Here is an 18,292-nt window from a genome sequence, read left to right as displayed (position 1 = left end):
CATGACGCTGGAGCGGCTGCGCGCCGTGCCGGCCCGGTGGCGCGCCCTCGTCGCGCTGCTGGCCGGGGCGGGCTCGGCGCTCGCCATGCCACCCTTCGGGCTGTGGCCGGTCCTCGCGCTCACCCTTCCGCTACTCGTCTTCCTGATCGATGCTACGGTCGATCAGCCGCTGGGACGCGCCCTGCGCGCCGCCTTTCTCGCCGGCTGGCTGTTCGGCCTCGGCTATTTCGTCGCCGGCCTGTGGTGGATCGGCGAGGCGTTTCTCGTGCAGGCCGACGCCTTCCTGTGGCTGATGCCGTTCGCGGTAATCGGCCTGCCGGCTTATCTTGCGCTCTATACGGGGCTCGGCTGCGCGCTCGCCCGTCTCCTCTGGATGCCGGGGCCGGGGCGCGTCCTCGCCTTCGCGGTGGCCCTCACCGCCGCCGAGTGGCTGCGCGGGATTCTGCTCACCGGCTTCCCCTGGAACAATTTCGGCTACGCGCTTGCTACCGATCTACGCTTCGCCCAAGCCGCCTCCGCCGTTGGGATGATGGGGCTTTGCCTTCTCGCCCTTGCCGCCCTGGCGAGCCCCGCAGCCCTGTTCGACGCCCGCTTCCGCCCGCAGGCCTCTCCCCGTGACCGCTATGCGCCGCTGGCCCTGTCGGTCGCGGTGCTCGGCCTCGTCTGGGCCGGCGGCCAATGGCGCCTTGCCACCACCGAGGTGGATACCGTGCCGGACGTCCGGCTGCGGCTCATGCAGCCAGACCTGCCGCAGGACCAGAAATTCCGCTACGACGCCCGCCGCACGGTGATGGACCTCTATGTCTCCACCAGCGAGAGCGCCGGCGGACTTCAGGGCGTGACGCACCTTTTCTGGCCGGAATCGGCCTTTCCCTTCTTTCTCGAGCGCGAGCCCGAGGCGGTCGAGCGCATCGCGGCGATGCTGCCCGAGGGTACCACGCTCGTCACCGGCGCCGCGCGCTTCGAGCCGGTGCCGGGCCGCGAGCGCCCGGACGTGTTCAACAGCTTGCGGGTGATCGATACCAATGGCGCCGTGCTCGCCCACGCCGACAAGATGCATCTCGTTCCTTTCGGCGAATATCTGCCGTTTCAGGAAACGCTCGAATCGATCGGCCTGCAGCAGCTGACCCGGGTGCGCGGCGGCTTCGCGGCGGCGCGCGAGCGCGAACTGCTGGCCATTCCCGGCCTGCCGGCGTCGGTTCCGCTCATCTGCTACGAGGCGATCTTTCCCGACGAGGTGATGCCGCCGGCGGCCGCGCCGGGGCAGCGGCCGGGCTTCCTGCTCAACGCCTCGAACGACGCCTGGTTCGGCATTACCCCCGGCCCCTACCAGCATTTCGAACAGGCTCAGCTCCGGGCAATCGAGCAAGGTCTTCCGCTGATCCGGGTTACGAACAATGGCATTTCCGCCATCGTCGACCCGGTCGGGCGAATCACCGGATTACTACCTCTGGGTGTACGCGGCGTCCTCGACGGGGGCCTTCCCCAAGCCCTTCCCGCGACAATTTATGCTACTTATAGCAGTTGGATACCGCTCATCTCGCTGCTAACCGGCCTATTGCTGGTGCTCATGCTGCGCCAGCGAGATATACAAGCCTAGATTGATCGACGGTCCAATCAGCTTTGCCTAGACTGGCGCCCGGGCCTGGGCATTGCTTCTCTCCGCCAGATCGGGGGAGGGAGGTATTTTTTTGTTTGCAGTCGGGGAAGCCGATGACCAAGAAATCTCCTAATCCAATCGATAAGCATGTGGGTAGCCGGGTGCGCATGCGGCGTATGATGATTGGCATGAGTCAGGAGAAACTGGGCGAAAACCTCGGCATTACTTTTCAACAGATCCAGAAATACGAGAAGGGCACGAACCGCATCGGCGCCAGTCGGCTCCAGAATATTTCCAACGTGCTCGGGGTTCCGGTGGCGTTCTTCTTCGAGGGCGCTCCCAATGTGAGCGGTACCGCCACCGGTTTCGCGGAAGATGCCTCCCCCGCCTATGTCTCGGATTTCCTGGCCACCACCGAAGGGCTGGCGCTCACCCGCGCCTTTCTGAAGATCTCCGACAGCAAGGTCCGCCGCCGCATCGTCGATCTCGTCGAGGCGCTCGCGGAGGAGGCTCCGGCGAACTAGGACGGAAGTCCTTTCGGCTCAACGAGATGAAGGCCGCCTTCCGCGGCCGGTTCCGTGGCGGCACGCAAGGCACGGCCCCGCCGGGGGCGTTCTTTTTTCCGAACGATTCCGCTGTTCTATCCTTGACCCGCCCGACCGCGCTTGCGAAAGATGCGGCGCCGGACGCCGTCCTGTGCGCCGGCCGAGATATCGAGGAGCCGACGCGTGTCCCGCCAAGCCTATCTGTTCACCAGCGAATCCGTTTCCGAAGGCCATCCGGACAAGGTCTGCGACCGTATCTCCGACGAGATCGTCGACGCCTTCTTCAAATATGGCCCGGAATTCGGCTGGGATCCCAGCCACCTGCGTGTCGCCGCCGAGACGCTGGCTACCACCAACCGCGTGGTGATCGCCGGTGAGACGCGCGGCCCAGCGCAGATCACCAAGGACTTCATCACCCATATCGCCCGGCTCGCGATCAAGGACATCGGCTACGAGCAGGAAGGCTTCCACTGGGAGAATGCCGACATCGAGGTGCTGCTGCACGCTCAGTCGGCCGACATCGCCCAGGGCGTCGATTCGGCGGGCAACAAGGATGAAGGCGCCGGCGACCAGGGCATCATGTTCGGCTATGCCTGCCGCGAGACGCCCGAGCTGATGCCCGCGCCGATCTACTACGCGCACAAGATCCTCAAGCTGCTGGCCGACGCCCGCCACTCCGGCGAGAGCACCGTGCTCGGCCCGGACGCCAAGAGCCAGGTGACGGTGCGCTACGACAGTGGCAAACCGGTCGAGGTGACGCAGATCGTGCTGTCCACGCAGCACCTCGATGCCGACCTGTCGTCACACGACGTGCGCAACATCGTCGAGCCCTATATCCGCAAGGCGCTGCCGGAAGGCTGGGTCACGCCTTCCACCATCTGGCACGTCAACCCGACCGGCAAGTTCGTCATCGGCGGCCCGGATGGCGATTGCGGCCTCACCGGGCGCAAGATCATCGTCGACACCTATGGCGGCGCGGCCCCGCATGGCGGCGGTGCCTTCTCCGGCAAGGATCCGACCAAGGTCGACCGCTCGGCTGCCTATGCCGCGCGCTACCTCGCCAAGAACGTGGTCGCCGCCGGCCTCGCCGACCGGGCCACCATTCAGCTCGCCTATGCCATCGGCGTGTCCGACCCGCTGGCGATCTATGTCGATCTGCACGGCACCGGGCAGGTCGAGGAAGCCAAGCTGGAGAAGGCGCTGCGCGAGGTGATGAACCTGCGTCCGCGCGGCATCCGCGAGCATCTCGGCCTCAACAAGCCGATCTATGCGCGCACCTCGGCCTACGGCCATTTCGGCCGCGCGCCGGAAGCCGATGGCGGCTTCTCCTGGGAGCGCACCGACCTCGCCGACGCCATCAAGGCGGCGGTCGGCTGATTCCTCGCCGTTGCGCACGGGGCGTTGCGCGCCCGCGCCGGCAGCATTAAGCGGGGCGGACATCGGTCCGCCCCGTTCGCTTTTCGAGTAGCCGCATGACCACCGACAAGGATGCCCCCGGAGGCGAGACGCCGGCGCCCGGCCCGCGCGAGGCTGCCTTCTACGGCCGCCGCAAGGGCAAGAAGCTGCGCACGGCGCAGGCCGCCCATCTGGCGCAGGACCTGCCCCAGCTCGCCATCGATCCCGAACATGTCGCCGGGCGGCCACTCGCCGCGCTGTTCCCGCACGACGTGCGGGTGGTGCGGCTGGAGATCGGCTTCGGCGGCGGCGAACACCTCGTCTCGGAAGCCCGGCGTCATCCCGATATCGGCTATATCGGCGCCGAGGCGTTCCTGAACGGCATCGCCAAGGCGACCACCGCCGTCGCCGAGCTCGGCCTCGCCAATGTGCGCCTGCACGGCGACGACGTGGTGCCGCTGCTCGACCGGCTGCCGGACGCCTCGCTGGACCGGATCGACCTGCTCTATCCCGATCCGTGGCCCAAGCGCCGCCACTGGAAGCGGCGCTTCGTGCGGGCCGACAACATCGACCGCATCGCCCGGCTGCTGCGGCCCGGCGGGCATTTCCGCTTCGCCACCGACATCGAGCACTATGCCGGCTGGACGCTGCGCCATTTCCTCGCCGATCCGCGCTTCGAGTGGACGGCGGCGCGCGCCGACGACTGGCGCCTGCCGTGGGAAGGCTGGCCGGGCACCCGTTACGAGGCGAAAGCGCTGCGCGAGGGGCGGCGCCCGGGATATTACGAGTTCCGGCGCCTCTGATTACCGCCTAGGATGATGCGGAACCGGGTAACGGCGTCCGCGTTGACGCTCGTAATCATCACGACCGGCATTCAGGAGACCGTCATGGCCCAACCGAACGCGCAGGAAGACTTCGCCAAGCTGTCCGCCGACCTCGCCACGCTGAGGTCCGACGTCGCGAAGCTCACCGAGACGCTCGCGGCCATCGCCCGGACCGAGGGCGAGGCCGCCGCCGATGCCGTCGCCAGCCGCGTGCGCGCCGGCAAGGCCCGCGCCGAGGCCGCCGCCGCCGGATTGGTCGATGAGGGCCTCACCGCCTATGAGGATGCCAAGGAGCGGGCGCAGGCGATCACCGGCGATGTCGGCGCCGTCATCGAGCGCAACCCCTATGGCGCGGTGCTCACCGCTCTGGGCGTCGGCTTCCTCTTCGGCCTGCTGTCGCGGAGCCGTTGATGCTCCGCCTCCTGCTGGCCATCGCCGGCGCGGAAGTGCGCCAAGCCGCGCGGGTCGCCGTGCGCCGGACCGCCATCACGGCGGCCCTCTTCGTGATCGGCGGCGTCCTGCTCGTCGCCGCGTTCTTCGCCTTCCTGGTCGCGGGCTTCGTCCTGCTGGCCGAACGCTATGATCCGGCCACCGCCGCCCTCATCGTCGCCGGCTTCATGCTGATCGTGGGACTGATCTTCGTGCTCGTCGCGCTGCTGCGCACGCGCCGGCCGCCGGCGCGTCCTTCCTATGGCGCGGGACTGGGACTCTCGGCCGCGCCGCCGCCGGCTTCGCCCGCCGCCGCACCCGGCGCCGCGGCGCCCGGGCCGGCCCCGTCCGGCAAGGCTGAGCCCGATGTCTCCACCGTGCTGGCGATTGCGGCCGGCGCCGCGCTTGTCGGCCTTATTCTTGGCCGACGGGTCTGAAAATGTGATTCCGGGCCCTGCGGGGCCCGGTCCGCATTAGCCTCTCGTTATTGCAGGCGCGGCTAAAAAGGACCAATCTGCCAAAGAGGGGCCGCAGCCGCGCGCATGACGCTGTGCGGCTTGCCGCAGGAGGTTCACACTTGACGTTCCGACGTTTGTCGCTGCGGCCGGGAGCGGCCATCCTCGCCGCGCTTGCCGCTCTGGGCGCCACGTCGCTCGGCGCCGGCTCGCCGGCGCTCGCGGATGCGCCCCCGGCGGATTTCATCGCCCGTTCGGCCCCGGCCGGCAATTATCTCGCCGCCCGCCTGGCCATTTCCGAGCGCGATACGGCCGCCGCCTCCGCCTATTATCGTGAGCTCGTGCGCATCTTCCCGCGCAATGGCGAGTTGCTGGAACGCGCCTTCCTCACCCAGCTCGCCGAAGGCTCGATCGACGAGGCCGTCGACCTCGCCCAGCGCATCGTCCGCATCGACCCCGAGCACACGCTGGCGCGTCTCGTGCTGGGCGTGCGCGCGATCAAGACCAAGCAGTACGTTACCGCCCGCAGCAATCTGCGCCGCGCCGGCCAGGGCGCCATCGCCGAGCTCAACTCGACGCTGCTGGGCGCGTGGAGCCAGTTCGGCTCCGGCAATGCCCGCGCCGGCGTCGCCGCCATCGACGCGCTGCAGGGCCCGGAATGGTATGCCGCCTTCAAGGACCTGCATGCCGGCCTGATCCTCGACGCCGCCGGCGTCAAGAAGGAAGCCGGCCAGCGTCTCGAGGCCGCGCTGAAGGTCGATCCGCGCACCCTGCGCGTGGTCGACGCCTATGGCCGCTGGGCCTCGCGCAACGGCAACAAGAAGCTCGCCATCGAGACCTACGAGGCCTTCGACAAGCTGGTGCCGAACGACCCGCTGGTCGCCCGCTCGCTGGAGCAGCTCGAGGCGGGACGCACCCTGCCGGCGCTCATCACCACGCCGGCCGCCGGCGCCGCGGAGGTGCTGTACGGTCTCGGCTCAGCGCTGGGCCGTCAGGGCGGCGAGGACCTCGCCCTCGTCTATCTCCAGCTCGGCCGCTGGCTCGATCCGTCGCATCCGCTGATCGACATCACCCTCGCCGACCTCTTCGAATCGATGAAGCGGCACGAGGACGCCATCGCGCTCTACCAGCAGGTACCGGCCAGCTCGCCCTTCAAGGTCAATGCCGAGGTGCAGCGCGCCCTCAATCTCGACGCCGCCGGCAAGTTCGACGACGCGCGCACCGCCCTGGACAAGGTGGTGGCGGCCAATCCCAAGGACATGCGGGCGCTGATGGCGCTCGGCGACGTGCTGCGCTCGAACGAGAAATTTCCCGAGGCGGCCGAGGTCTACACCAAGGCCATCGACCAGCTGCAGGCGCCGACCGGCAATAACTGGATGCTCTACTACTTCCGCGGCACCGCCTTCGAGCGCACCAAGCAGTGGGAGAAGTCGGAAGCCGATCTCAAGAAGGCGCTGGAGCTGAAGCCCGACCAGCCGCACGTGCTGAACTATCTCGGCTACAGCTGGATCGACCAGGGCGTGAACCTGGACCAGGGCACCGAGATGATCCGCAAGGCGGTGGCGTTGCGTCCCGACGACGGCTTCTTCATCGACAGCCTCGGCTGGGCCTATTACCGCACCGGCCATTACGACGAGGCGGTACGCGAGCTGGAGCGCGCGGTGGAGCTCAAGCCGAACGAGGCGGTAATCAACGACCACCTCGGCGACGCCTACTGGAAAGTCGGCCGCAAGCTCGAAGCCCGCTTCAAGTGGAACCACGCGCGCGATCTCAAGCCGGAGCCGGACGAACTCGCCGACATCGAGCGCAAGATCGCCGTCGGTCTCGACGAGGCGGAGCGCGTCAAGGCGCAGAAGGACGAAGTGAAGAAGACCGAAGTGGCGCCGGCCGCCGCCGAGCCGCAGAAGGCGGCAGTGGACAAGACGCAGGATCCCCAGAAGCCGGGCGGCGGCGGCTGACCACCGCCGCGCAAGGATCTCGGTCCTTCGATCGATGAGAAAGGCGGGCTCCCGTGAGGGACCCGCCTTTTGCATGTCGCGTCGGTGAAAGCCGGGAAGGCCCGGCTTTTAGCGCGGCGCTTCGGCCTCGGCGGTCTTGCGCTCCACCTCGGCGGTCGGCGCGCGGCCGGCGGTGCGCTTGCCGGAAGCCCGCTCGGCAAGGCGGGTGCGCCCGCTGCCCCCGCGCTTGAACTCGCACCACAGGCGGTTCGCACCGGCGAGATTCCCGCGGAAGCTGACCGCGCTGGTCTTCTCCAGCTCGAAGCAGGGCTGGAACGCCATGCCCTTCAGCTTGGCGCAGACCGACTCGTTGCGGACCTGGATGGTGCCGGCCGGCAGGGTGACATAGCGGGCATTACCCTTGCCGCGCATCTGGATCGTGCCGGCGACCGAGCCGTCCGGCATGATGCGGCCGGCGCCCGCCGTACCTTCGTAGCAGGTGTAGGAGAAGGTGCGTCCCATCACGAAACGCTGCGCCTGCTGCGGCGTCAGCGTATCGGCCGACGCCAGCGCCGGCGCCAGGACGGGGGCGACGAGAAACGCGGCCAGAAGGGAGGAACGGTTACGCATGGAAGGTTCCATCGCTCGGGATGGGGCTACGATGCGCTGCGAAAGCCCTGCCTTGTCAAGGCAACGCAGCGAATCAGCCCCTCTCGCCGGGACACACGAGGCGCATACTGTGGCGCCGGGGCAACGCTTCCGGCACTACGCCACCTATGGTGAAGGACGATGGTTAATGTCGTGCAAACGCCGCGGCGGCGTCACGCGCCCGCCGGCTGAGGCTCGCGCGCGACGGGCCGCTCCACGATCGGCAGATTGATCACGGCGGAAGCGAAGCTGAGTGCCACCGACAGCCACCAGACGAAATCGTAGGAGCCCATCTGCTCGTAGAACAGGCCGCCGAGCCACACGCCGAGGAAGCCGCCGACCTGGTGGCTGAAGAAGGCGAAGCCGTACAGCATGGCGAGGTAGCGCGTGCCGAACATCAGCATCACCAGCCCGGAGGTCGGCGGCACGGTGGAGAGCCACAGCAGGCCGAGCACCACGCCGAAGCCCAGTGCGGTGACCGGCGAGGCCGGCAGCAGCACGAAGACGGCGATGGCGATGCCGCGCGCGAAGTAGATCGCCGCCAGCAGGTAACGTCGCGGCATGCGGCTGGACAGCCAGCCCGAGCCCAGCGAGCCGACCATGTTGGCGAGGCCGATCGCCGCCAGCGTCCAACCGCCGACCTGGATGGAAAGCCCGCGGTCGATCAGATAGGCCGGCAGATGCGTGGTGACGAAGGCGAGCTGGAAGCCGCAGGTGAAGAAGCCCAGCACCAGCAACACGTAGCTGCGGTGACGCAAGGCCTCGCTGAGCGCCTCGCCGATCGACTGCTGGCGCTCCTGCGTCTTCGGCGCAGGAGGCGCGCTGGCGAGCGCGATCGAAAACGGCATGATCAGCAGCATGGCGAAGCCGAAGACGAGGAGCGTCTCCTGCCAGCCGATGGTGGTGTTCAGCCCGGCGGCCAGCGGCGGGAACAGGAACTGGCCGAAGGAACCAGCCGCCGTGCCGGCGCCGAAGGAAAGCGGCCGCCAGCGCTCCGGCAGCATCTTGCCGAAGGCGGCGAGCACGATGTTGAACGAGCAGCCCGACAGGCCGAAGCCGACCATCACGCCGGCCGACAGGTGCAGCAGGCCCGGCGTCGCGGAATAGGCCATGAGCATCAGCCCGGCGGCATAGAGCACCGCCCCGGCCCACAGCACCCGTGTCACGCCGAAGCGGTCGGCGATCGCTCCGGCGAAGGGCGTGCCCACGCCCCAGAGCAGGTTCTGGATGGCGATGGCGAGACCGAACGTGTCGCGCCCCCAGCCGAACTCGCTGGTCATCGGCAGCAGGAAGATGCCGGAGGAGGCGCGCGGCCCGAAGCTGAGCATGGCGATCATGCAGCCGCACAGCACGACCAGCAAAGGAGCGCGCGCCGCGAGGCTGGGGCGGGGCGTATCGTTGGCGGCGGTCATGGAGCCTCGCGAACTGCGTCGAATTACCGGGAGCGGGAGGTGAAATTAGCCGCCCCAACCCGGCGGGGAGAAACGAATTATTTTCAGGATGAGTATCAGGAAAACTGATGGAAGAAGCACCAGCCGTCAACCGTGCCGCTGCGGCACCGTGCCGGCCGGAAGCCGGGGTGGCCCGCGAGTGAGGCGAATCTGCAACATCCGGGAGCGAATATGCCGGCTAACGTCTCCGTGAAGCCGTGCGAACCCAAATTCGTCGCGGAAATCCTATAGGGGAGGGTCACTGTCCCTTCTCACCAGTGCGTACGCTCCATGCCCCTCAATCGTCGCCTCTTCCTGCTCGCCGCTCCCGTCGCCCTCGCCGGCTGCTCCTCGACCCAGAACACCCGCATCCTCCCGGCGGCGATCGATCCGCAATATCTGAGCATGTACGGTGCCATCACCGACGAGCCGTTCCCGGTGCCGGCGGTCGACGTCAGCAAGATCGATCCGCGCTTCCTGCGGCAGGAGGTGGCGTACCAGACCCGCTACCAGCCGGGCACCATCGTGGTCGATCCGAACGAGCGCTTCGCCTATCTGGTGATGGCGAACGGTCGGGCTCTGCGCTACGGCGTCGGCGTCGGCAAGGAAGAGGGCTTCAACTTCCGCGGCGAGGGCGTCATCGGCCGCAAGGCGTCCTGGCCGCGCTGGACGCCGACCCCGAACATGATTGCCCGCGAGCCGGAGCGCTACGGCCCCTATGCCGGCGGCATGGCCGGCGGCGAAACCAACCCTCTGGGGCCGCGCGCGCTCTATCTCTACAAGAACGGGCAGGACACGCTCTACCGCCTGCACGGCACCACTGAGCCGTGGACCATCGGTACGCAGGTGTCGTCCGGCTGCGTGCGCTTCATCAACCAGGACATCATCGACCTCTACCGCCGTGCCCCCGTGGGCACCCGCGTGGTCGTGCTGCCGGCCCGTGCCACCCCGGTGGCCTGAGGCCCGGCGCGACGAAGGTTTTTCTCCCGGATGGCTGCCGGCCATCCGGGATGCATTCTCCCCTCTAAGGAAAGCGATGGCGGCCCGGCGGGCGCCCGGCGCAAGCCGGCGGCGTTATCCGCTTCTATTCCAGCACGAGCTCGAAGGGCTCGTTCTCCATCGCCTCGCAGCCGCGACCGATGGCGGCGACGGCGGCGCTCATACGCCCCTGCCGGCCGAGCGCCTCGTCGGCCAGTGCCACCAGCAAGGCATTCGGCGTGGCGATGGGCGAGGCGGCGCGCAGCGCCCGGGCGATCTCGCCCTCGTCCCGCCCCGGGTTGAGCGCGCAGGCGGCGATGTAGGCCGAGGCAGTCGACCGGCTGATTCCGGCGAAGCAGTGCACCACCAGCGGCGCCGAGCGCGGCCAGCGGCGGGCAAAGCCGAGGATCGCCTCCACATGCTCGGCCGCCGGGTGGATCAGCCCCTCCTGCGGGGCGACGATGTCGTTGAAACCGACGAAGAGATGATTGTCGCGCACCACGCGCGCCGGCAGCTCGACCGGCGTGCCAAGGTTGATCACGCTCAGCACATGGGCCGCCCCGGTGCGCTCGACGGTCTCCGAGAGACGGGAAAGCGGACAGACATGGATCATGGCGTTTCTCCGGCGGCAGACGCCGCGACGGGGGCCGGCGTCGGTTCGACGGCCAGCTCCCGGAAGCGGGCGAGGAACCGCGCCTTCGCCTCGGCGGCGCTCCAGGGGGTGAGATATTCACGCTCCGCCGCCATGTCGAGCGGGAATGGCGCGCCGAAGAAGCGCTTCGCCTCGGCAAGTTCGAAACCGGCGAGGCGCGTCGCCTCCAGGAAGGCGCTGGCGCGATCGGCCGCCTTGACCAGCTTGACGAGGCTCGCCGGCCAATTGGCCGGCAGGCCGAAGCGCAGGCTCACCGCCGCCAGCAGCCGCGTCTCCACCGCCTTGTAGTCGCCGCCGATCACCGCCTTGAACGGGCTGATCATGTCGCCGACCACATATTCCGGCGCGTCGTGCAGCAGCAAGGCGAGCCGCCAGCGATGGTCCAGGTCGACGCCGCGCGCGGCGGCCTGCCGGCGGCCGATCAGCTCCACCAGCACGGAATGCTGGGCGACGGAGAAGATGTGCACCCCCTCGGTCTGGCCGTTCCAGCGCGCCACGCGCGCGAGGCCATGGGCGATGTCCTCGATCTCGACGTCGAGCGGCGAAGGGTTGATGAGGTCGAGCCGCCGCCCGGACAGCATGCGCTGCCAGGCGCGCTCCGGCCGGGCTCCAAAGCTCATGACGCGGCCCTCATGACCTCTTGCCATGGCGGTGGCAGGTGACGGCATGGTCGTCCACCATGCCCACGGCCTGCATGAACGCGTAGACGATGGTCGGCCCGACGAAGTTGAAGCCGCGCGCCTTCAGCTCTTTCGACATCGCCACCGCCACCGGCGAGGTAACGGGAGCGGCCTCGCCCGGCCGGCGGCGATTGTCCAGCACCCGGCCGTTGATGTCCCAGAGCAGCTTCGAGAAGCCGGGCCCGCGCTCCATGATGTCGAGCCAGACCTGCGCCGACCGCACGGTCGATTCGATCTTGGCGCGGTTGCGCACGATGCCGGCGTCCTGCATCAGCGCCTCGATCTTTTCGGATCCGTAACGAGCGACGATCTCCGGCCGGAAGCCGTCGAAGGCGGCACGGAATCCCTCGCGCTTGCGCAGGATGGTGATCCAGGCGAGCCCGGCCTGGAAGCCATCGAGGATGAGCTTCTCGAACAGTGCACGGTCGTCATATTCGGGCACGCCCCACTCGGTGTCGTGATAGGCGACGTAGAGCGGGTCGGTGCCGCACCACGCGCAGCGCGTGATGCCGTCGGCGTGCTCGTGCACCTTCATCGCGCCCGCTTCTCCCTCACGCCACGCTCTCCGTGCCGGGAATGGGGAAGCGCATCCAGTCGGGGCGCTCCGGCACCAGGGCGGCACCCTCCGCCTCGACCACATGTCCGCCGGCGCGCGCGTCCTCCAGCCGGTCGAGACGGACGAGCGCCAGAGCGCGCCCGTTCACGCCGGAACCGATGCGGCCGATGCTCTTGCCGCCGGCGGTGACCGGCGTGCCTTCCGCCGGCGCGGGACCGCACAAGGCGAAGGGGATGATACGCGTGCGCGCCGTACCACGATGCTGCATGCGGCTGACGATCTCCTGGCCGACATAGCAGCCCTTGTCGAAATCGATGCCGCCGAGCTGGTCCATGTCCGCCTCGTGCGGGAAGGCATCGCCATAGAGGAAATCCTGCCCGCCTTCCGGCACGCCAATGGCGATGCGATGGGCGTGCCATTGCGCTTCCGGCACCATGTTGATCTGCGCCGCCTCGGCCGCCGGCAGCAGGAAGCGCCGGCCCAGCGCCGGCAGGCGCGGATCGTCATAGGCGAGCGTGTCGACCAGCGGGCTCGCCCCGCCCCAGGCCACCGCGACGGTGAGGTCGTCGAGCACGCCGATCTCCACCTTCGCCCGTAGCCGGTAGAGCTGCAGCCGCTTGAGGAGATCGGCGACGACGGCGCGCGGCGTGTCCAGGCGGAAGCCGCCTTCGGTCGCCAGCACGATCATGTCGGCAACGATCTTGCCCTGCGGCGAGAGCAGCGCGGCGTAGCGCGCCGCGCCCAGCGCGGGCGTGCGGGAGGTGAGCAGGTTGTCGAGGAAATGCGCCGCGTCGGCACCGGCGATGCGGACGACGGCGCGTTCCTCAAGGATCGCGATCGGCATGGGCGCGCTCCTGAACGGGAGAAGGCCCGGCAGCACCGGGCAGGTCGAAGCGAGAGGTAAGCCCTGCGGCGATCCGGGGCAAGGGAAAAGAAACGAAACGGGAACATGAAGAACGGCATGCGCTTGCGCAACGGCGGGCCGCTTCGCCGGTTGCCCGCCACGGCCGTCGCACCATGTTAGGAGCGCCCCGTTTCTTCCCAGGAGAACATCATGACCGATACCGTCCTCTTCACCGGCACCGCCACCGCGATCGGCGGCCGCAACGGCCATTCGCAGACCAGCGACGGCTCGGTTTCCGTCGATCTCGGCATGCCGAAGAACGGCGTGCTCGACCCCGGCAAGACGACGCCCGAGCATCTGTTCGCCACCGGCTATGCGGCGTGCTTCGGTTCCGCCGTCGAGGCGGTCGCCCATCAGAAGAAGATCGACGTCACCGGCGCCGCCGTCACCATCGCGGTGTCGCTGGTCAAGGGCGACAGCGGCTACAGCCTCGCCGCGAAGATCTCGCTCAAGGCGCCGGCGCTCACCGCGCAGGAGACCAAGGAGGTGCTGGAGGCGGCACACCAGATGTGCCCCTACTCCAAGGCGACGCGCGGGAATATTCCCGTGGAATTGAGCGTGGGCTGAGGCGGCCGCACACTTAGCAACGTCATCCCCGGGCTCGACCCGGGGATCCACGCCTTCAACGACCGCCAAAGACATGGATGGCCGGGACAAGCCCGGCCATGACGTCGTTTCAACGGAACAGATGATCGGACGAAGCGCTCACGCCGAGCGCTTCATCTCCGGCTCCGCCTGCGCCACCAGTTCGCCGAGGCTCGGCAGGTCGACCAGCGCGCCGGTCGGGCTGACGAGGCCGCGCGCGCCCTTGAGGGCGCCGGGGACCAGCTCCAGCCCGAGGAAGCGGCTGCGGTCGAAGGAGCCGGGCAGCCACAGCCCCCCGGTCAGCGCGGTGTCAAAACCAAAGCGGGCATAGTAGGGCGCGTCGCCGACGAGCAGGATGGCGCCGTGGCCGAGCCGGGTCGCCTCGCAGATCGCCGTCGTCATCATCGCGCCGCCGAGCCCGCGATCGCGGAACCAGGGGTGGACCGCCAGCGGCCCGAGCAGCAGCGCCGGGCGGCCGGGACCGGCCGCGACGTGCCACAGGCGCAGGGTTGCGACCACGCGCCCGTCCGGGCCGTGCGCGGCGAAGGCGAGCCCGTCGGCCGGCCGGCGGCCTTCGCGCAGACGTTCGGACGTCTTGGCGAGGCGCGCGGCGCGGCCGAAGGCGAGGTCGAGCAGAGCCTCGCGCTGGGCGATGTCGGCGTCGGTCTCGAGCGAGATGACGGGGGCGGTGGTGGCGAGCATTGGCAGCCTCAAAAACCCGGCGCGGCCGGGAAAAAGAGGAACAGGGAACGTCGGTTCAGTCTGACGGGCGAAAGCCGGGCCGGCCCGCTCAGATCACGTAGGACCGGAGCGGGTCGAAACCGTTGAACGCCACCGCCGAATAGGTGGTGGTGTAGGCGCCGGTCGCTTCGATGAGCACCTTGTCGCCGATGGCGAGCGACACCGGCAGCAGCACCGGGGTCTTCTCGTAGAGCACGTCGGCCGAATCGCAGGTCGGGCCGGCCAGCACGCAGGGCTCCACCGCGTCGCCATCGCGCGGCGTGCGGATGGGGTAGCGGATCGCCTCGTCCATCGTTTCGGCGAGACCGCCGAACTTGCCGATGTCGAGATAGACCCAGCGCACCGGATCGTCCTCGGACTTCTTCGAGATCAGCACGACCTCGGCCTCGATCAGGCCGGCCGCGCCAACCATGCCGCGACCCGGCTCGATGATGGTCTGCGGGATGGCATTGCCGAAGTGACGGGACAGGGCGCGGAAGATCGCCTCGCCATAGGCCTCGGCGGCCGGCACGTCCTGCAGGTACTTGGCCGGGAAGCCGCCGCCCAGATTGACCAGCGACAGGGTGAAGCCGCGCTCCGCGCAGGCGTGGAAGATCGCCGACGCGGAAGCCAGCGCCGAATCCCAGGCCTCGACATTCTTCTGCTGCGAGCCGACGTGGAAGGAGACGCCGTACGGCTCCAGACCCAGCCGATACGCGTGATCGAGCACGTCGACCGCCATCTCCGGCTCGCAGCCGAACTTGCGCGAGAGCGGCCATTCGGCGCCTGCGCCGTCGCACAGGATGCGGCAGAACACCTTCGCGCCGGCGGCGACGCGAGCGATCTTCTCGACCTCTTCCGCGCTGTCGACGGCGAACAGGCGCACGCCCAGCTCGAAGGCGCGCGCCACATCGCGCTCCTTCTTGATGGTGTTGCCGAAGGAGATGCGCTCGGCGCCCGCGCCGGTGGCGAGCACCATCATGATCTCGGCGACCGAGGCGCAATCGAAGCACGAGCCCATCTCGGCCAGCGCATTGAGGATCGCCGCGTCCGGGTTGGCCTTCACCGCGTAGAAGACGCGGGTGTCCGGCAGCGCCCGGGCAAAGGCGGCATAATTGGCGCGCACGACGTCGAGATCGACCACGACGCAGGGACCATCCTCACGTCGGTTGCGCAGGAATTCGCGGATACGGTCGGTCATGGCATATCCCCCATCGACCCGAAAGCTTCGACCCATGGAGATGCGAACACCCGCCCGCGGCAGCAGTGTGCCGCGCCCGTGGCGAGAATGCGCATCCGTTCGCCGACCGCACGGTTGTTGCCGATTGGCCGGATGGAATGGAGCCGTGGCACGAAATCGTTCGCCGAGCGCATGTGGAGAGCGCCGCGTCCGTTCGATGCCTTCGCTTGGTGAGGGTGACCCCTACCGCACGCCCGGCAAGAAGTAGTGCCTCTTCAGTGTCGCCGACCTTTGGAGGGCCGACCGAGACCAAAAAAGCCCGCTACGTCGTTGCTTCAAGTCACGTTCCCCGCTGAGAGCGGAGTGCGCCGGTTTCGCCTCCGGCTACCGATCTTCTTGGCGATTTTCCGGCCTCTTGTCCGGACTTCCGCCGATCGGCACGCGACCACAGGCACGTGCGAAATTGGGCGAGACGCGATGTATGGATTTCCGCCGTCATATGCAAGCGGCTTTTGCGGGATTTTTCGTATGCGCCCGCAAAATCGGCGGGCGCGAAAATGCGGCATTTCCGGCCTGCGAAAGTCAAGCCGACTAACGGGCCTTGCCGCGCTTCGGTTTGCATGGCCACGGCCCGCCGGAGCGGCGCCGGCGTTGAAATTCGGGTGATCCACCCGCCACGTGAAAATGGCCGGGCGAACCCGGCCATGATGACGGCAACGAAAGCGCCGGCGGCGGCGCCGATTCGGCGCGCTCAGCCCTCGACGAAAGGCTCGACCGACTTCGCCTTCACCACGAAGCGATAGATGCCGTAGACGGCGAGCAGGCCGAAGGCGCCCTCGAAGATCAGCTCCCACACCCAGTTCGCGTCGAACAGGGCGGCGATGGCCCAGCCGGCGGCGAGGCCGGCGCCAATGAGCTCGGCGCCCAGCAGGATGGCGGCGCTCACCACCGTGCTGACATGGTCCCAGCGAATGCGTCGGCCCGTGGTCATCTCTTTCTTCCGTCTTATTTGGCGGGGCGCAAACTGCTATGCCCGGCCGCGCGGGTCAAGTTGCCCGGCGTCAGGCGGAGTTCGACGGTGGTTCACGGTTTCGTTCATGAGAGCGCGCGTGCCGGCTCCGGCATGGTCGCAACCCCCCATTGGCTGGCGACCGAAGCCGGGCGCGCCGTGCTGGAGGAAGGCGGCAACGCGGTCGAGGCGGCGCTCGCGGCGGCGGCGGCCATCGCCGTGGTCTACCCGCACATGACGCATATGGGCGGCGACGGCTTCTGGCTCATCCGCGACCCGGCCGGGCGCGTCAGCTACATCGAGGCGGCGGGCTTCGCCGGCGCGAAGGCGACCGTTCCCTTCTACCGCGACCGGGGCTTCGACGCGATCCCCGCGCGCGGCCCGCTCGCCGCGCTCACCCTGCCGGGACAGGTCGGCGGCTGGATGCTGGCGCACGAGGCCGCCCGTGCCTTCGGCGGCAGGATGCCGGTCCGCCGGCTGCTGGAGCCCGCCATCGGCCATGCCAGGGCGGGCGTCCCGGTGTCCGGCTCGCAGCATCGCCTGACCGTGGAGAAGCGCGCGGAGCTGGCGGACGTGCCCGGCTTCCGGGACATCTTCCTGGAACCCGACGGCACGGCGCCGGCTGTCGGCACGGTGAAGCGCAACGAGCGCCTCGCCGATACGCTGGAGCATCTGTCCGGCGCCGGCCTCGAGGATTTCTATCGCGGCGATGTCGGCCGCGAGATCGCCACCGACCTGGAGCGGGCCGGCAGCCCGGTGACGCGCGCCGATCTCGAATCCTACCGCGCGGTGACGCGCGATCCCCTGCGGGTGAAGCTCGCCAATATGGAGCTGTGGTCCTCGCCGCCGCCCACCCAGGGCCTGGCGACGCTGATGATCCTCTCCCTCTTCGACCGGCTCGGCGTGGCCCAGCCGGAAGGCTTCGCCCACATTCACGGGCTGATCGAGGCGACCAAGCGCGCCTTTCTGGTGCGCGACCGCGTGGTCACGGATTTCGACCACCTCACCCACGATCCCACCGCCTTCCTCACCCCGGCCGCCCTCGCCCGCGAGGCCGCGGCCATCGATCCGCGCCGCGCCCTGCCCTGGCCGCACAAGGCGGCGCGCGGCGACACGGTCTGGCTCGGCGCGGCCGACAAAAGCGGCGTCTGCGTCTCCTACATCCAGTCGATCTACTGGGAGTTCGGCTCGGGGCTGGTGCTGCCGTCGACGGGCGTGCTGATGCAGAATCGCGGCACCTCTTTCTCGCTCGACCCGCGCGCCAGGAACCCGCTGCAACCCGGCCGCCGCCCGTTCCACACGCTCAACCCCGGCATGGCGCTGCTGCCCGACGGGCGCTTCATCGCCTTCGGCACCATGGGCGGCGAGGGCCAGCCGCAGACCAACGCGGCGGTGATGAGCCGCTACGCCATGTTCGGCGTGCCGCTCGGCGAGGCGATTGCCCGGCCGCGCTGGGTGCTGGGGCGCACCTGGGGCTCGGACACGGTGAACCTGCGCGTGGAAGGCGCCTTCGACGGCGGCCTCGCCGAACAGCTCGCCGGCGCTGGCCACGATGTCGAGATCCTCGCCGAACCGTTCTCCGACATGATGGGCCATGCGGGCGCGGTGATCCTGCATCCGGGCCGCGCGGGGCTGGAAGGCGCACACGACCCGCGCTCGGACGGCGGTGCACGCGGCGTGTGACGGCAGATCGGCGCCGCGTGTGACGCAGGGGCCCGAACGTCACGGAGGACCTTCACGGAAAGGTCACATCAACATGCGAGAC

At 68.8% G+C, this 18,292-nt stretch carries 19 protein-coding genes; 10 read left to right on the top strand and 9 right to left on the bottom strand.

Annotated elements, in window-relative coordinates:
- The first annotated feature begins 1 nt into the window (after nucleotide 1).
- The 7 genes from lnt to FO470_RS03345 all read left to right on the top strand — a co-directional run bounded on the left by lnt (nucleotide 2) and on the right by FO470_RS03345 (nucleotide 7,206).
- Nucleotides 2–1,600: an apolipoprotein N-acyltransferase gene (gene lnt / locus FO470_RS03375; RefSeq protein ID WP_144341495.1), complete on the top strand. Its 1,599-nt coding sequence runs from the start codon at nucleotides 2–4 to the stop codon at nucleotides 1,598–1,600.
- A gap of 113 nt (nucleotides 1,601–1,713) precedes the next feature.
- Nucleotides 1,714–2,124, top strand: coding sequence for a helix-turn-helix domain-containing protein (locus FO470_RS03370; protein WP_144341494.1), 411 nt, complete (start codon nucleotides 1,714–1,716; stop codon nucleotides 2,122–2,124).
- Nucleotides 2,125–2,328: 204 nt separating this feature from the next.
- Nucleotides 2,329–3,522 carry a methionine adenosyltransferase gene (gene metK, locus FO470_RS03365; protein WP_144341493.1) on the top strand — a complete coding sequence of 398 codons (1,194 nt, stop codon included), beginning with the start codon at nucleotides 2,329–2,331 and terminating at the stop codon, nucleotides 3,520–3,522.
- 95 nt (nucleotides 3,523–3,617) lie between these two features.
- On the top strand, nucleotides 3,618–4,343 hold the full coding sequence (gene trmB / locus FO470_RS03360) for a tRNA (guanosine(46)-N7)-methyltransferase TrmB (RefSeq protein ID WP_144341492.1): 726 nt from the start codon (nucleotides 3,618–3,620) through the stop codon (nucleotides 4,341–4,343).
- Between the two features lie 84 nt (nucleotides 4,344–4,427).
- A complete protein-coding gene (locus FO470_RS03355; RefSeq protein WP_144341491.1) occupies nucleotides 4,428–4,775 on the top strand; it encodes a hypothetical protein in 348 nt (115 codons plus the stop codon).
- Nucleotides 4,775–5,230 carry a phage holin family protein gene (locus tag FO470_RS03350; protein WP_144341490.1) on the top strand — a complete coding sequence of 152 codons (456 nt, stop codon included), beginning with the start codon at nucleotides 4,775–4,777 and terminating at the stop codon, nucleotides 5,228–5,230. Before FO470_RS03355 ends, FO470_RS03350 begins: the two co-directional genes overlap by 1 nt.
- Nucleotides 5,231–5,385: 155 nt before the next feature.
- Nucleotides 5,386–7,206, top strand: a complete 1,821-nt coding sequence (locus FO470_RS03345; RefSeq protein WP_418655040.1) for a tetratricopeptide repeat protein — start codon at nucleotides 5,386–5,388, stop codon at nucleotides 7,204–7,206.
- Between the two features lie 108 nt (nucleotides 7,207–7,314).
- Here FO470_RS03345 and FO470_RS03340 read toward each other — a convergent pair whose 3' ends face one another.
- Together FO470_RS03340 and FO470_RS03335 are read right to left on the bottom strand one after the other, a co-directional pair.
- Nucleotides 7,315–7,815, bottom strand: a complete 501-nt coding sequence (locus tag FO470_RS03340) for a hypothetical protein (RefSeq protein WP_246659456.1) — start codon at nucleotides 7,813–7,815, stop codon at nucleotides 7,315–7,317.
- A 191-nt stretch (nucleotides 7,816–8,006) separates the two neighbouring features.
- Entirely contained in the window at nucleotides 8,007–9,245 is a 1,239-nt protein-coding gene (locus tag FO470_RS03335; RefSeq protein ID WP_144341488.1) for an MFS transporter, read from the bottom strand.
- 309 nt (nucleotides 9,246–9,554) lie between these two features.
- Here FO470_RS03335 and FO470_RS03330 point away from each other — a divergent pair, with 309 nt between their 5' ends.
- The gene (locus tag FO470_RS03330) at nucleotides 9,555–10,223 is read left to right on the top strand and encodes a L,D-transpeptidase (RefSeq protein ID WP_144341487.1); all 669 of its coding nucleotides are present in this window, start codon (nucleotides 9,555–9,557) and stop codon (nucleotides 10,221–10,223) included.
- A gap of 124 nt (nucleotides 10,224–10,347) precedes the next feature.
- Here FO470_RS03330 and FO470_RS03325 read toward each other — a convergent pair whose 3' ends face one another.
- Genes FO470_RS03325 through ygfZ form a run of 4 tightly spaced genes read right to left on the bottom strand, consistent with a single transcriptional unit; the run spans nucleotide 10,348 to nucleotide 12,973 of the window.
- Nucleotides 10,348–10,854: a tyrosine phosphatase family protein gene (locus FO470_RS03325; RefSeq protein WP_144341486.1), complete on the bottom strand. Its 507-nt coding sequence runs from the start codon at nucleotides 10,852–10,854 to the stop codon at nucleotides 10,348–10,350.
- Nucleotides 10,851–11,513, bottom strand: a complete 663-nt coding sequence (locus FO470_RS03320; RefSeq protein ID WP_186291816.1) for a YfbR-like 5'-deoxynucleotidase — start codon at nucleotides 11,511–11,513, stop codon at nucleotides 10,851–10,853. The genes FO470_RS03325 and FO470_RS03320 overlap by 4 nt, the downstream gene beginning before the upstream one ends.
- A gap of 10 nt (nucleotides 11,514–11,523) precedes the next feature.
- On the bottom strand, nucleotides 11,524–12,108 hold the full coding sequence (locus FO470_RS03315; RefSeq protein WP_144341484.1) for a DNA-3-methyladenine glycosylase I: 585 nt from the start codon (nucleotides 12,106–12,108) through the stop codon (nucleotides 11,524–11,526).
- A gap of 16 nt (nucleotides 12,109–12,124) precedes the next feature.
- Nucleotides 12,125–12,973 (bottom strand): CAF17-like 4Fe-4S cluster assembly/insertion protein YgfZ, encoded by an 849-nt coding sequence (ygfZ, locus tag FO470_RS03310; RefSeq protein WP_144341483.1) that lies wholly within the window; start codon nucleotides 12,971–12,973, stop codon nucleotides 12,125–12,127.
- Between the two features lie 210 nt (nucleotides 12,974–13,183).
- Between ygfZ and FO470_RS03305 the strand changes: the two genes are divergently transcribed.
- Nucleotides 13,184–13,600: an Ohr family peroxiredoxin gene (locus FO470_RS03305; protein WP_144341482.1), complete on the top strand. Its 417-nt coding sequence runs from the start codon at nucleotides 13,184–13,186 to the stop codon at nucleotides 13,598–13,600.
- A 138-nt stretch (nucleotides 13,601–13,738) separates the two neighbouring features.
- Here the strand turns inward: FO470_RS03305 and FO470_RS03300 are convergent, their stop codons facing one another.
- The 3 genes from FO470_RS03300 to FO470_RS03290 form a co-directional block, all read right to left on the bottom strand.
- Nucleotides 13,739–14,320, bottom strand: coding sequence for a GNAT family N-acetyltransferase (locus tag FO470_RS03300; protein ID WP_144341481.1), 582 nt, complete (start codon nucleotides 14,318–14,320; stop codon nucleotides 13,739–13,741).
- A gap of 88 nt (nucleotides 14,321–14,408) precedes the next feature.
- Nucleotides 14,409–15,539, bottom strand: coding sequence for a type III PLP-dependent enzyme (locus tag FO470_RS03295; protein ID WP_144341480.1), 1,131 nt, complete (start codon nucleotides 15,537–15,539; stop codon nucleotides 14,409–14,411).
- Between the two features lie 730 nt (nucleotides 15,540–16,269).
- Nucleotides 16,270–16,509: a hypothetical protein gene (locus FO470_RS03290; RefSeq protein ID WP_144341479.1), complete on the bottom strand. Its 240-nt coding sequence runs from the start codon at nucleotides 16,507–16,509 to the stop codon at nucleotides 16,270–16,272.
- A gap of 132 nt (nucleotides 16,510–16,641) precedes the next feature.
- Between FO470_RS03290 and FO470_RS03285 the strand changes: the two genes are divergently transcribed.
- A complete protein-coding gene (locus tag FO470_RS03285) occupies nucleotides 16,642–18,210 on the top strand; it encodes a gamma-glutamyltransferase family protein (RefSeq protein ID WP_186291857.1) in 1,569 nt (522 codons plus the stop codon).
- Nucleotides 18,211–18,292 lie beyond the last annotated feature (82 nt).

The sequence above is a fragment of the Ancylobacter moscoviensis genome (assembly GCF_007559435.1).
Lineage (GTDB): Bacteria > Pseudomonadota > Alphaproteobacteria > Rhizobiales > Xanthobacteraceae > Ancylobacter > Ancylobacter moscoviensis.
This window is presented reverse-complemented; position numbering and strand designations above follow the sequence as displayed.